The organism is Pseudomonas sp. NPDC098740, from assembly GCF_044760065.1.
In the GTDB taxonomy this organism is placed as follows: domain Bacteria; phylum Pseudomonadota; class Gammaproteobacteria; order Pseudomonadales; family Pseudomonadaceae; genus Aquipseudomonas; species Aquipseudomonas rossensis.
Window position 1 is genome coordinate 334630 of record NZ_JBIWAM010000001.1, and the last position, 13078, is coordinate 347707.

Annotated in this window: 13 protein-coding genes; 2 read left to right on the forward strand and 11 right to left on the reverse strand. The window is 61.4% G+C overall.

Annotated features, from left to right (window positions below):
• Positions 1 to 18 precede the first annotated feature (18 nt).
• The 6 genes from ACIQU2_RS01715 to ACIQU2_RS01740 form a co-directional block, all read right to left on the reverse strand.
• Entirely contained in the window at positions 19 to 1275 is a 1257-nt protein-coding gene (locus ACIQU2_RS01715) for an FAD-dependent oxidoreductase (protein ID WP_403137990.1), read from the reverse strand.
• Positions 1272 to 1508 carry a (2Fe-2S)-binding protein gene (locus ACIQU2_RS01720; protein ID WP_008157207.1) on the reverse strand — a complete coding sequence of 79 codons (237 nt, stop codon included), beginning with the start codon at positions 1506 to 1508 and terminating at the stop codon, positions 1272 to 1274. Before ACIQU2_RS01720 ends, ACIQU2_RS01715 begins: the two co-directional genes overlap by 4 nt.
• A complete protein-coding gene (locus ACIQU2_RS01725; RefSeq protein ID WP_403137993.1) occupies positions 1501 to 2616 on the reverse strand; it encodes an NAD(P)/FAD-dependent oxidoreductase in 1116 nt (371 codons plus the stop codon). Before ACIQU2_RS01725 ends, ACIQU2_RS01720 begins: the two co-directional genes overlap by 8 nt.
• Entirely contained in the window at positions 2613 to 3545 is a 933-nt protein-coding gene (locus ACIQU2_RS01730) for a 4-hydroxyproline epimerase (RefSeq protein WP_403137996.1), read from the reverse strand. Before ACIQU2_RS01730 ends, ACIQU2_RS01725 begins: the two co-directional genes overlap by 4 nt.
• Before the next feature lie 114 nt (positions 3546 to 3659).
• Positions 3660 to 4331, reverse strand: a complete 672-nt coding sequence (locus tag ACIQU2_RS01735) for a GntR family transcriptional regulator (RefSeq protein WP_347805354.1) — start codon at positions 4329 to 4331, stop codon at positions 3660 to 3662.
• Between the two features lie 108 nt (positions 4332 to 4439).
• Positions 4440 to 5900, reverse strand: a complete 1461-nt coding sequence (locus ACIQU2_RS01740; RefSeq protein ID WP_403137999.1) for a M15 family metallopeptidase — start codon at positions 5898 to 5900, stop codon at positions 4440 to 4442.
• 157 nt (positions 5901 to 6057) lie between these two features.
• Between ACIQU2_RS01740 and ACIQU2_RS01745 the strand changes: the two genes are divergently transcribed.
• Positions 6058 to 6219 carry a DUF2986 domain-containing protein gene (locus ACIQU2_RS01745; protein ID WP_403138002.1) on the forward strand — a complete coding sequence of 54 codons (162 nt, stop codon included), beginning with the start codon at positions 6058 to 6060 and terminating at the stop codon, positions 6217 to 6219.
• A 14-nt stretch (positions 6220 to 6233) separates the two neighbouring features.
• Here the strand turns inward: ACIQU2_RS01745 and ACIQU2_RS01750 are convergent, their stop codons facing one another.
• From ACIQU2_RS01750 to ACIQU2_RS01770, 5 genes are all read right to left on the reverse strand, one after another.
• Complete coding sequence (locus tag ACIQU2_RS01750; RefSeq protein ID WP_403138003.1) at positions 6234 to 6689, reverse strand: VOC family protein; 456 nt, start codon at positions 6687 to 6689, stop codon at positions 6234 to 6236.
• 137 nt (positions 6690 to 6826) lie between these two features.
• Complete coding sequence (locus ACIQU2_RS01755) at positions 6827 to 8392, reverse strand: amino acid permease (protein ID WP_283180611.1); 1566 nt, start codon at positions 8390 to 8392, stop codon at positions 6827 to 6829.
• Positions 8393 to 8546: 154 nt separating this feature from the next.
• Positions 8547 to 9707: an iron-containing alcohol dehydrogenase gene (locus ACIQU2_RS01760; protein ID WP_283180610.1), complete on the reverse strand. Its 1161-nt coding sequence runs from the start codon at positions 9705 to 9707 to the stop codon at positions 8547 to 8549.
• Positions 9708 to 9710: 3 nt separating this feature from the next.
• Positions 9711 to 11102 (reverse strand): aldehyde dehydrogenase family protein, encoded by a 1392-nt coding sequence (locus ACIQU2_RS01765; protein WP_403138005.1) that lies wholly within the window; start codon positions 11100 to 11102, stop codon positions 9711 to 9713.
• Positions 11103 to 11112: 10 nt separating this feature from the next.
• Entirely contained in the window at positions 11113 to 12486 is a 1374-nt protein-coding gene (locus ACIQU2_RS01770; RefSeq protein ID WP_403138007.1) for a glutamine synthetase family protein, read from the reverse strand.
• Between the two features lie 212 nt (positions 12487 to 12698).
• On the opposite strand from ACIQU2_RS01770, the gene ACIQU2_RS01775 reads away from it, so the two are divergent.
• Positions 12699 to 13016 carry a carboxymuconolactone decarboxylase family protein gene (locus tag ACIQU2_RS01775; RefSeq protein WP_403138009.1) on the forward strand — a complete coding sequence of 106 codons (318 nt, stop codon included), beginning with the start codon at positions 12699 to 12701 and terminating at the stop codon, positions 13014 to 13016.
• Positions 13017 to 13078: the final 62 nt, after the last annotated feature.

Sequence of the window (13078 nt, forward strand, 5' to 3'; positions counted from 1 at the left end):
AAAGCCCCGGGCCGGCATTCAGGCCGGTGGGGTGTCGTCCAGGCACAGCAAGGTCTCGATCCGCGCCGGACTGAATGGCGGCCGTGGTGACGAAGGTTGCCAGCCGAACAGGTGCTGCAACGCGCTGCCACACACCCGGCCCTGGCAAGCGCCCATGCCGCAGCGGCTGGCCAGTTTGGCGTCGCGCCAGTCAGTGTGCCCGGCAAGCGCTGCGTAAGGCACGTCTTCGCAACGGCACACCAAGGTGTCGGGTTGTGCCAGCGACTTGAGTTGCGGGTCGAGGGTGAACGCCTTGTTGAGGGCGTTGGCGAAACCCTGCCAACGCGCACGACGAGGCCACAATGCTCGGGCCGAATCAAGGTCACCGACGGCGGCGTGGCCAGCGATGGCGCCTTCGACCAATGCCAGTTCACTGCCACCGAAACCAGTGCATTCACCCGCCGCGTAGTGATCGGCGCGGCGAGTGGTCTGCCAGGCATCGACGGCGATTGCCTGATCTTCAAGTTCGCAACCGAGGGCCTGGCCGAGTTGGGTATTAGGCATCAGACCGAAACCGCAAGCCAGGCGATCACATTCCAGTTCGACGATTTTTCCTTGCTGTTGCAGGCGCACACCTTCCAGCCGCTCATTGCCCAGGGCGGCCAGTACATAGGTCCCGGTACGGTAATGGCGGTCGAACAACGTGACCGACTGCATCAGTTTGTTGGGCCAGCGTGGCAGTTGCGCGGCGAAACCGGCGACGGCGGCCGCACGGGCTTGCTCGGCGATACGTAGCACCCGGGCGCCGTTGTGTTTCGCGGTGGCGGCGCTGGCGAGCAATAACGGCCCGCTGCCGGCAATCACAATGCGTTCGTCCTGCACCGGCAGGCCGCTCTTGATTAACGCTTGGAGGCCGCCAACCCCGGTCACTCCAGGCAGCGTCCAGCCGGGGAAGGGCAGCAGTAACTCGCGGGCGCCGGTGCACAGAATCAGTTTGTCGTAACCGATCAACCAGCCTCGATCGGCGTCTTCGACCAGCAGTTGTTTCGCCCCGGCGCAGGCGATCACCCGAGTGCCGGAGTGGCGGTGGATGTTGCTGCACGCCTCCAGTCGCTCGCGCATTTGAAGCGCCGGGTTCGGCAGGTTGGCCTGAGGCCCGTCACGCCAGATTTGCCCGCCCGGCAGCGGGTTGTCATCGAGCAGGACGATGCGCGCACCGCTTGACGCCGCAGCGAGCGCAGCGGCCATGCCGGCAGGACCGGCGCCGATGATCAGCAGGTCGGCGTATTCGCTCATGCTTGGGTCTCCACGTGCATGCCGTCACGGCACAGCGTCTGGCAGGCCAGGCGCCGTCGACCGTCGATGGTCACCCGGCATTCCTGGCAAATGCCCATGCCGCACAGCGGTGCGCGGCGTTGGCCACTGACCGAGGTGCGCGTGCAGCCATCGCCGCTCAGGGCCAGTGCCGCGGCGACACTGGTGCCTTCGGCAACCCGCAGGGCACGTCCGTCCAGCATCAATTCAGGCATAAACGGGCTCTCCGAGAAAACGTTGCGGCAGATACGGTTGCGCGGCCAGCGGCGGCGTTTCGTCGAACAACTGCGCGACCAGCAGGTCGGCGGTGCCGGGGGCGGTCGTCACGCCGAGGCCCTCGTGACCGACCGCCAGCCATAAACCTTTGCGTTGCGGGTGCTGCCCCACCAGCGGTAAACCGTCGGGGCTGGCAGCGCGAAAGCCGGTCCAGGCGCGGATGCCGTTGAGCTGAGCCAGCCCTGGCATGTAATCGGTGGCACGTCTGAGCATTTTCGCCAGCATCCAGCCCTCGACTTGCGGGTCGGTGGTGCCGAATTGTCGCGAGGCGCCGATGAACAGTTGCCCGGTCGGCCGAGGCTGGATATTGCACGCCGTCGAGGGACCGCTGGCGTTGTGGGCACTGGTGACGTAACCGAGTTCCACCAGGGTGTGGGTGACTTTGCCGGGGTAGCGGTCGGTGATCAGCAAGTGGCCTTTCTTCGGCTCGATCGGCAACTCCGGGCACAGTTCGTTAGCCTGGATGCCGTTAGCCAGAATCACCGCTTCGGCGCTTAGCCAGTGGCCGTTGTCGAGTCGCACGCGATTGCCATCGACTTCGCTGACCCGCGCCCGGCGTTGGCTGATGTTCGGTGTGCCGAGCATCCAGCGGGCGGTCGCCGGCGCATAGAGAATGCCGTCGCCATTGATCAGCAGTCCGCCTTCCAGGCCCTCGCGCAGTTCCGGTTCGCGCTGGTGCAAGGCACTGCTGGAGATCAATTCGCAGGCCACGCCTTGGGCCTGCAAGTTCAGGTATTTGCTGTGGGCGACGGCCATTTCTTCGGCATTGGCGGCCAGCCAGAGGGTGCCATTGCAACGGTAGGCGCAGCCATCGGGCAGGGCAGACGCCAGTTCGCGCCAGCGTTGCAGGGAATATTGACTGAGGGCCAGTTCGGCCGGGTTCTCGTCGAGGACCAGCAAGTGGCCCATGCCCGCCGCCGTAGCGCCGGGCAGGCCGGCGTCCAGCACCAGCACGCGCAAGCCGCGCCCCGCCAGCGTCTGGGCACAAGCGGCGCCGATGATGCCGGCGCCGATCACGATCACATCGGCCACCAGGCCCTCGTTCACGGACGAATGCCCCAGGCGAACGGGTCGTCCTGTTCGATGATCAGGCTGGCTTCGGCGCTGATAAAGGCGCGGCCGCGGATGGTCGGCACGATGCGCTCGCCCTGAAGTTCGTAGGAACCTTCGAACTCGCTACCGATGACACTGGCCTGACGCCAGACCTGTCCCGGCTGCAATTTGTCGTCGGCCGCCAGGCACGCCAGTTTGGCGCTGGTGCCGGTGCCGCAGGGCGAGCGGTCATAGGCTTTTCCGGGGCAGAGGACGAAATTACGGCTGTCGGCCTGCTCGTCATCGGCGAACAGCTCGACATGGTCGATCAAGCCGCCGTCTTCGCCGCGAATACCCTGAGCCTCCAGTGCTTGCTGGACGGCGAAGGTGTAGGCGGTCAGCGCATCGAGGTTATCGCCAGCAATGCGCAGGCCATGCTCGGCAATCAGAAAAAACCAGTTACCACCCCAGGCGACATCGCCGGTCACTTGACCGATCCCCGGCACCTGCAGCGACAGCGCTTTACGGTAACGGTACGCCGGCACGTTGCGCACGCTGACCGAATGGTCTTCGTGCAGCGTCGCCTGCACCGTGCCCACCGGGGTTTCGATGCTGTGCACCCCTGGGCCGATCTTGCCCAGATGCGCGAGCGAGGCCACCAGGCCGATGGTGCCGTGGCCGCACATGCCGAGGTAACCGCTGTTATTGAAGAAAATCACGCCGGCACAGGCGCTCGGGTCTACCGGCTCACAGAGCAGGGCGCCGACCAGCACATCGCTGCCTCGGGGTTCCAGCACGCAAGCGGCGCGCCATTGATCATGCTGTTCCGCCAGCCGCTGTCGACGTTCGGCCATGCTGCCGCTGCCCAAGTCAGGAAAACCGGCGGTCACCAGACGGGTGGGTTCGCCGCCGGTGTGGGAGTCGATCACGGTGATGCGTTTCATAAGTTGGCCACGCCCGTTCAGATGAGTGAACGAAAGAGTGGCCTGTGCGAGGGCTTGCCGGCTTGATGGTTTTATCCAGTGCCGATGACGAAATCAGCACAGTGCGGCGAGCTGTCAGTGGTGGTGAGGCAGGTGCTCGAACAGGGTCTTGCAGACCCCGGCAATGTGCTCGTCGAGCAACTTCACCGCCAGGTCCACGTCACCGGCGCGGCAGGCCGCAAGGATTTCCCGGTGTTCGTGATCGGCGCGTTCCTTGCCGGCCGACAGGCTCATCTGCATGCGCAGGTAGCGCTCAAGCTTGTCGTTGACCGAGCGAATCAGGCTGACCAGAAACGGTCGTTGCGCCGGTTCGTAAAGACAAGAGTGCAGTTCCCAGTTGAGCTCGGCCCAGCGCCCCACATCATCTTCGCCGATGAACTCCTGGCAGATGCGTTCGGCGCGCGCGAAGGTGTCTTCGGTCATGTTCGGAATGGCCAGGCGAAGCACCTTGTCTTCGAGCAGCATGCGCACTTCGAACATCTGCGCCAGTTCCGCATCGGAAACCCGGGTGACCATCGCCCCACGATTGCGCTGGAACATCACCAGGCCTTCAGCCTCCAGACGCTTGAGGGCTTCGCGCACCGGAATCTTGCTGACGTTGAACTGGCGGGCAATGTCGTCCTGGCGAATCGGCTCGTCCTCGGCGAAATGCCCGGCGACGATGGCGTCACGCAGATGACGGGTGATGATTTCCGACGTCGAAGGCGAATTGCCAAGGTCGGGAGCATTGAGTTTTGTCAGGGCCACGGTCGTGATCGTTAGGGTTGAATTGTAGATATGGTATACGAATTTTCCTTGGGTGTTCCTTCGTCGATGGACAGGACTTCCAGACACCGTCTGCCAATGCTGACGCTATCAACGTTCGGGCAGGTTCCAGCTTTCGCGAAAGTGCTCGTATTGCGCCTCGGGCATTTGAACCAGCAGAGGGGACTGGCGAGGATCCAGCCAATTGAACAAGCGAGAAATATCCGCTTGATCCATGGCGGTGCAACCCAGCGTCGGGGAGGTGGGACCGCGCCAGATGTGGAAGAAAATGCACGAGCCCGAGGCTGGGGACGCCGGCGTATTGTGCTCGATGAAAATGCCTTTTCGATACGTGTCGTCATCGCGACGCATACGTTCGGAGCTGTTCCAGTCTTTCGAAACAGCCGCTCCATCGACAAGCTCGTTGTAGCGTGCGGAGTGGCTGTCATCCACGCATTCGATGGTCGACGTCAGCGCAAGGTAAGGCAGTCTGGTGTCGGCCGTGCTGTCGTAGCCAAACGCCGTCCCCAGTTTGAATACCCCGGCAGGTGCTTTGCCATCACCTTCACGTTTGACCGGACCTTCGCGTTGCTCAACGCTGCTCAGGCCCTTGCCCCACGCCAGCCCGCTCTTGCCGATCACCACCGGAAACGATCCTTCGTATTTTCGAAAGGTGTTGCCCTGCCGTTCGTAGCGCTGGGCCGTGCCCTGGATGTCAGTCCAGTTTTTTGTGGTGACCACGATCAGCTGATTGGCGGTGTCGAGAACATCGCGTGTACCCAGCGGCGTGATGGGGAAGTCCATGACGTTCTTCGGAGAACCTTCCCCACTGTATGTGAAGTGCCACCATTCCTTCGAGTACCCGGTAAACCCTTCTTTCTCCATGGCCCTGCTGAGCTTCTGGCGATTGTCCCTGGCGGCAGCGCTGATCGTCGGGTTGTCGGTATGCGCGCGCTCATCAAAGCAATCGAACCCCGTGCCCATGTCGAGCGCGCCGTCGCGCCAACGCTGGCCATAGGGGGCCGTGCAATCGACTTGATTGGCTGACGGCGTCCAACTATCGGCGGGCAGGGCATCCGGACCGGTCAGTGTCAGATCCACGGTTGAGCCTTTGGAGTGGTTCGACACCCGTGCCACGTAACCCAGACGCCAGAAGTCCTGCTTGTCCACGCGCGGATAGAACTCGGCCTTGCGTGGGTCACCCGGCACCAAAGCAAAACGCCCCATATCGGCAACGGCACGGCTGGGCCGATAACAGTCAAACACCTTCAAACCGTAGCCTTGCGCACGCAATGCTATTTGTACCCGAGCGAGGGCCTTGGCGGCGTCCAGCGATAACAGGCACTGCGCCGCGTCGTAACCGTCGAGTGGGTGCCCGGTGAAGTTATGAGCGCTGGCATAGCGAATGTCTTGCTCGATGCCCGGATCAATCGTACGCAGATAAACCATGTTCTCGGGTCGTGTCTCTGCACCGGCGATGCCGGGTGCGACAATGCTCAGGCAAAGGATCCATCGCCGAAGCGAAAACAGTGTCGAGGAGGGCAGAGGCTGGAGGGTGCAGTGAGGGGGCATGCGAGGCTCCAAAGAGGCCGATTCTCAAGCTGGATCTGGCGGAGGGTCAAGCGGGTGACAGTAATAACGCACGACCCGCGGCACCGGGGCTGCTTCTGCTTTTTTGCGCAAACCACAAGCTGATATCATTCGAAAACTGACAAGCCGAGTAGAAAAAATGAATCGTCGTAAAAAAATACAGCAGTTATTAAAGGCCCACGCCAAAAAAGCCAGTGCCAAATTGGCACCGTCAAGCAAGTCTAAATACATTAGTAAAGCTGACCGATTGAAGCTGGCTGCTGAATCCGGTGACGACTCAATCATTTCCTCTGAGAGCTGATCTATGTAGCTCACTCAGGCAAACGCAGCCTCGATAAATGCCTCCAGGGCCTTGTTTTCCAGGATCTCGATAGAGAAGTGTCCGAAGCGCTTGGGCAACCAGATGATGCGTGCCCCGGACGGGGATTGCAGGTTCGCGCGGGCCAATGGCTCTCCGTTTTCGTCTTCTGGCTGAACACCGGCGACCATCAATTCGTCATAGGCCTTCTCGATGTCCGGTGTCGAGTAGCAGTGGCGATAAATCATCCCCTCGCCCGAGGAGTCCAATAGCTCCTTCAGATTCCCCGCCAACGGTTGTACCAGCATGAAACGCTCCTGGCCGATCAGCGCAATCGCGTAGCGCACGTGCAGACCACCTCGTTCCCAGGCGAGCGTCTTGGAGATCCTGGCTTTCAGTATCTGCGCGTAGTACGCACAGGCTTCTTCGAGGTTCTTGACCAGTACATCGACGTGACTGAACTTCAGTTCCATTGCATGCCTCCTCCTGATCTCGAGATTGTTCAATCACAAACCGGGCTCAGCATGCCATTAACCGCGCTGTTGCGTTGCAATGATCGCTGTGGGAGCAAGCTCGCTCCCACAGGTCCGTATTTTTATGGCTGTGGCGATCAACTTCCAGCCCGCTTATTCAACGCCTCTTCAGCCGCCGCAATCTCAGCCTGACGCTTGACGATCATGTCGCCAATCGGCGGACCCTGGAAGCGTCGGGCTTCAAAACCGAACCAGACGATGGCTGTCAACACCAGAAAACCGATGGTGATGTACAGCGCCCAATCGTTCGGTGGCTGGATGCCGATGACGAAAATGATCACCATCGAGAGGATCGAGAGGAGGGCGAACACTGTGTACCAGAAGCGCCCCATGTTCCACGGCCCCATGGTCGGCCACTTCGAAGTCCCGTAGGTAAACAGGCCCAGCACTATGGGAATGATGAAGGAGAAGAACAGGAAGATCACCGTGCAGGACACCACGATGGTATAGACCGGCGTTTCGCCGACCGAGATCACCGACGATCCCCAGACGAACAACACCGCGAGCGTGGCACCGGTCCAGATCGCTGCCACCGGGCTGCGAAGGGTCGGCGAGACCGAGGCCAGTGTTTTGGAGAAGGGCAGGCCGCCGTCACGGGAGAACGCAAAGATCATGCGTGAGACCGAGGTCACGGTCGCCAACCCGCAAAGAAATTGCGAGATGAAAATCGCCACGTAAAGCGCCAACTTCACAGTCGGATTGACCTGGGTGTCCATGGCCCAGAAAAACACGGTCCAGCCATGCTTCGCCGCCTCGTCCATGCTTGGCAGCATCAGCACAAACGAACTGAGCATGACCCAGCCGAACAGCAACGACCAGACCACCGACATGACCATGCCGCGCGGCACTGACATGGCGGCATTTCGGGTCTCTTCCGAGGTATGCGCAGAGGCGTCATAGCCCGTGATGGTATAGATCGGCAAGAGCAGGCCGAGCATGAAAATCCAGCCGTTCGAGACCTGTGGCCAAACGCTGCCGCCAGCCTCGCCGGAATAGTTGCTGAAGGTCCATAACCGGGCGAACTCATAACTGGGTGCAGAGATCAGGCAGACGATGGTCAGCGCGAGCGCCGTGGCGAAGATCAGATAGCCCGAGAAGTCGGTGAGCTTCGCGGTCAGGCCGATACCCAGGTGGTTACACAAGGCCTGGAGACCGGTCAGGATCGCCAGGAAAATCACCCGGGTCGTGGTGGTGTCTTCCATTCCCAGGGCCGGTCCGAAGGCGCCGAAAAAGAAGTAATAGGTGCCGACGTTGATCGCACCGAGCACGGTGACCAGCCCGAGCAAGTTGAACCACGCGGTCAGCCATCCGGTGAAGCGGTTACCGAGAATCGAACCCCAATGATAGAGGCCACCAGCGGTGGGGTAGGCCGAGGAAATCTGCGCCATGGCCATGGCGAAAACCCCGGAGATCAGGCAACCGATCGGCCAGCCGATGCCAATTGACGCACCGCCCGCACCCGAGGTGCCCTGAGCGAGTGAGTTGATACCACCCGAGAGGATGCAGATGATCGAAAAGGAAATGGCAAAGTTAGAGAAAACGCCCATGCGTCGTGAGAGCTGCTGGGCATAGCCCATGTTGTGCAGCACCTTGACGTCATCGTCTTGCGGCGCGCTCGTGCCGGGCTGGCTTGCTGGATTCATGTTGTGTGCCCCTTAGGTTTTGATACGCATCCATCCGGGTTTTACGGTGCCGGATGGGCTGGCCTTCAACCCCTTGTCGTACTGCTCCTGTCTCTTACGGATAAACACCGTCCATGCTGCGAGTTCGCACCTTGGCCATGGACAGACAACTGCTCTACAGACGGCCGTGGTACGCCGCTTCGAAAATTTCTGCCGCGCCATTTCGGGTCAATGGCAGCGGGTTGCCGCCGGCGCAAGGGTCGACAATCGCCATGTCCGCGATCAGGTCGGCCTGCCGGTCATCCACCCCCAGCTCAACCAGCGTATGGGGCACGCCGATGTCCTTGCGCAACTTGAGGACGAAGGCCAGAAAACTGTCGAAGCCGGGCGAGGGCAGACGCAAATAAGCCGCGAGGCGGGTGATGCGTTCCTCGATGGCCGGGCGATTGAATTTCAGGACATAGGGCATGAACGTGGCATTGGTCATGCCGTGATGGGTGTCGTACAGGGCGCCCACCGGATGTGAGAGGGCGTGCATCCCGCCCAGGCCTTTCTGGAAAGCGGTAGCGCCCATCGCGGCCGCCGCGAGCATTTCCGCTCGCGCCTCCAGGTCCGAGGGTGTGTGTACGGCTCGCACCAGGGCATTGGCGACCAGGCGCATGCCTTCCACCGCAATCCCTTCGGCCATGGGGTGAAAGCCGGGAGCGCAATACGATTCCAGACAATGCGCAAACGCATCCATGCCGGTGCCCGCAGTGACCTTGGCCGGCATGCCGACGGTGAGGGCCGGGTCGCTGATGACCACGCGCGGCATCATCTTCGGGTGGAAGATGATGCGTTTGGTGTGCGTACGCTCATCGATGATCACCGCGGCACGGCCCACCTCGGAGCCGGTACCCGCCGTGGTCGGCACCGCAATGATCGGGGCGATGCTGCCTTCGTCGGCGCGGGTCCAGTAGTCGCCGATGTCTTCGAAATCCCACACCGGTCGGGTTTGGCCGCTCATGAAGGCGATGAGCTTGCCCATGTCCAGGCCACTGCCACCGCCGAAGGCGACCACGCCATCGTGTTTGCCGGCGCGCCAGGCGTCGAGCCCGCCCGCCAGGTTGGCTTCGACCGGATTGGGTTTAAGGTCGCAAAACAGCGCGACGCCAAGACCGGCAGCGCGCAAGGCGTCCAGCGCTGCGGCAGTGATCGGGGCTCGCGCCAGGCCACTGTCGGTGACCAGTAACGGTCGCTGGATCCCTTGGCTGCGGCAGATCTCGGCAAGCTCGGCGATGCGGCCGGCACCGAAGCGGATGCTTGTGGGGTAGTTCCAGTTCGCGGTCAGGCTCATGGCTCAGATCTCGTGGCGCAAATGGAAGGATTTCGCGCGGGTCAGGTTGTCATAGCCAAGGCGCGACAGCGTGACGCCGCGCCCGCTGTTCTTCACCCCGGTCCAGGCCAGGGCCGGGTCCAGGTAATCGCAGCGGTTCATGAACACGGTGCCGGTGTCGATCTCGTTGCCCAGACGTTCTGCGGCGGCAAGGTCTTGTGTCCAGATGGAGGCGCTGAGCCCGAACTCACTGTCGTTCATCAAGGCGATGGCTTCGTCGTCGCTGGCCACCGGCATGATGCCGACCACCGGGCCAAAGCTTTCGTCGCGCATCACCGACATTTGATGGGTGACGTCGACTAATACTTGCGGCGCGAGGTAGGCGCTGCCCGGTGCGTCGGCAGGAAAATCCTTTGGATCGATCAGCGCCCGAGCGCCTTGGGTCAGTGCATCGGCGATCTGCCCGCGAACGAATTCAGCGGCACTCGGTGTGACCAACGGACCGAGTGTGGTGGCTTCGTCCAGTGGGTTGCCCAGCACGTATTGGCGGGTCAAGGCGACGAAGCGTTCGACAAACACCGGGTAAATTTTTTCATCGACATAAATACGCTCGACCGCGCAACAGCTTTGCCCGGAATTGAAGAAGCTGCCGTCCACCAGGTTTTCCACTGCATGCTCGAGGTTGGCGTCTGACCGGACGTAAGCCGGGTCTTTGCCACCGAGCTCCAACCCCACGCCGAGGAAGCGTCCGGTGGCGGCGGTTTCCATGGCCTTGCCAGCATCGACTGAACCGGTGAAGTTCACCTGGTGCACGCGTCCCGAGCCAATGATCTCGCCGGTCTGGCCATGATCGAGCAGCAGGTTATGGAACAGGCCGGCGGGCAAGTTGGCGCGGCGCAACGCTTCGGCAAAACGTTCGCCAACCAGCAGCGTTTGCGAGGCGTGTTTGAGGATGACGCTGTTGCCGGCCATCAGCGCCGGGATGATCGTATTCACTGCCGTCAGATAGGGGTAATTCCAGGGTGCGACGACCAATACCGTACCCAGCGGCTCGCGTTTGATACAGCGACGAAAACCTGCGGCGGGTGTCGGTTCAAGCGCTGCCAAGGCTTCAGGCGCAATGGCGATCATATGGCGGGCACGCTCTTCGAAACCGCGCAGTTCACCAGCACCAAAGCGCACCGGGCGGCCCATCTGCCAGGCCAGTTCCGGCACGATGTCAGCCTTCATGGCCAGCATCGCGTCTACCGCGGCGCTGCAGAAGGCGGCGCGTTCGCTCAGTGGCCGGCGTTTCCATTGCGTCTGGGCTGCTTCGGCCGCCGCCAGAGCCTGGTCGATTTGCGCCGCATCGGCGCAGCGACGTTCGGCATAGACCCGGCCATCGACTGGGGAGATGAGTTGAATCGTTGAAGTCATGATGGAAGTCTCAATAGCGCTCAAACCCGCGCTGCAGTTCCCAGTCGGTGATCCGCCGGTCGTACTCTTTCTGCTCCCATTCGGCGGTGTGCACGTAGTGGTCGATCACTTCATCGCCGAACGCCTCGCGCAACATGGTCGAGCCCTGGAGTGCGGCGCAGGCTTCGCGCAGGGTCTTCGATACTTCAGGCAAGTGTTCGTCGACGTAGGCATCGCCCTCGAAGGGTGGCGCGAGGCTGAGCTTCTCGTCGATACCGGCCAGGCCAGCGGCGATCAACGCGGCAAAGGCCAGATAAGGGTTGAGGTCGGCACCGCCAATGCGACATTCGATGCGGATGGCTTTGCTGCCTTCTGCGCACAAACGGAAACCTGCGGTGCGATTGTCCCGGCTCCACACCGCCCGGGTCGGGGCAAAGGTGCCTGCCTGAAAGCGCTTGTACGAATTGATGTAGGGCGCGAGAAAACAGGTGATGTCGTTGGCATATTTAAGCTGCCCGGCCACCCAGGAGCGCATCAGTTTCGACATGCCAAACTCAGCCTTGGCGTCGAAGAACAGCGGCTTCTTACCGTTCTTGTCCCACAGCGAATTGTGGATGTGGCTGCTGGAACCGGCGGCGTCATAGCGCCACTTGGCCATGAACGTGATCGCCTTGCCCTGCAGTTGCGCGATCTCTTTGCAGGCGTGCTTGATGATGACGTGGTGGTCGGCCATAGTCAGGGCATCGGCATAACGGATGTTGATCTCTTCCTGGCCCGGCCCCCATTCACCCTTGGAGTTTTCCACGGGAATGCCGCTGGCCTGCAGATGCTTGCGAATCGCCCGCAGCACCGGCTCTTCGCGGGTGGTTTGCAGGATGTTGTAGTCTTCGATGTAGTGGCCGGCCGTCTTCGGCTTGTGGTAGTTGCGCTCGTGGATCGCCTCGTAGCTCTCGTCGAACAGATAGAACTCCAGTTCCGAAGCAAACATGCCGGTGTAGCCGCGCTCGCGCAGTCGCTCAATCTGCTTTTTCAGAATCGCCCGTGGGCTGTGCGGCAGGTCGCGCCGATGGTGATGATCGAGCACATCGCAGAGCACCAGCGCCGTGCACTCAAGCCAGGGCACCCGTCGCAACGTAGCCATGTCGGGTTTGAGCACAAAGTCGCCATAGCCTTTGCTCCAACTGGCCGCGGCGTAACCCGGCACCGGTTCCATGTCGATGTCATCGGCCAGCAGGTAATTGCAGCAGTGGGTTTCTTCGTGGCCGCTGTCGATGAAAAACTCGACCTGGAATCGCTTGCCGACCAGTCGGCCTTGCATGTCGACCATGCAGACAAGAACGGTATCGATCTCGCCGGAGGCGGCGGCACGCTTGAGTTGATCAAAACTGAGGAGGGGCTCGGTCATCACGTAGTCCTGCGTGAATTGTTTGGGCCTGTCTGAAATAGCTGTTGCAGACGCTCTCCAGAAAAAACCAAAACCTGCAGACGCGAGCATCGTGTGCAATAAGCTGCTGTAAGCGTAGCCTACTGCTGCAGTGTGCAAGTTTCGGAAATCGCAGCCTGATGACTCGGGCGCAAAGGCGAGAACTGATCGCCCTCCCACGCGAGGAAACAAACATGGCAAAGAAGAGAGCGCACAACACCTACCAACGTCTCGAACAGCAGTACCCGGATTACCTGGCCGCAGTGGAGGCCTTGGGTACGGCGGTGCGTCATACCGGCCCACTGGAAGAGATCGTTGTTCAGCTGATCCAGCTCGGTGCCGCGGCGGCCATCCGTTCTGAGGGCGCGGTGCACAGTCATACCCGACGGGCACTGGAGGCGGGCGCTACGCCAGAGCAGATCCGTCACACACTGATCTCACTGACCAGCACGATCGGTTTCCCCACCGTCGTCGCGGCTATCAGTTGGGCGGATGATGTGATTGAGACGTGAACGAGGTCTGTTGAGCCGCGTTTGAGCACCTGGCTTGTCAGCTTTTCGAAGCCCTCCATTCA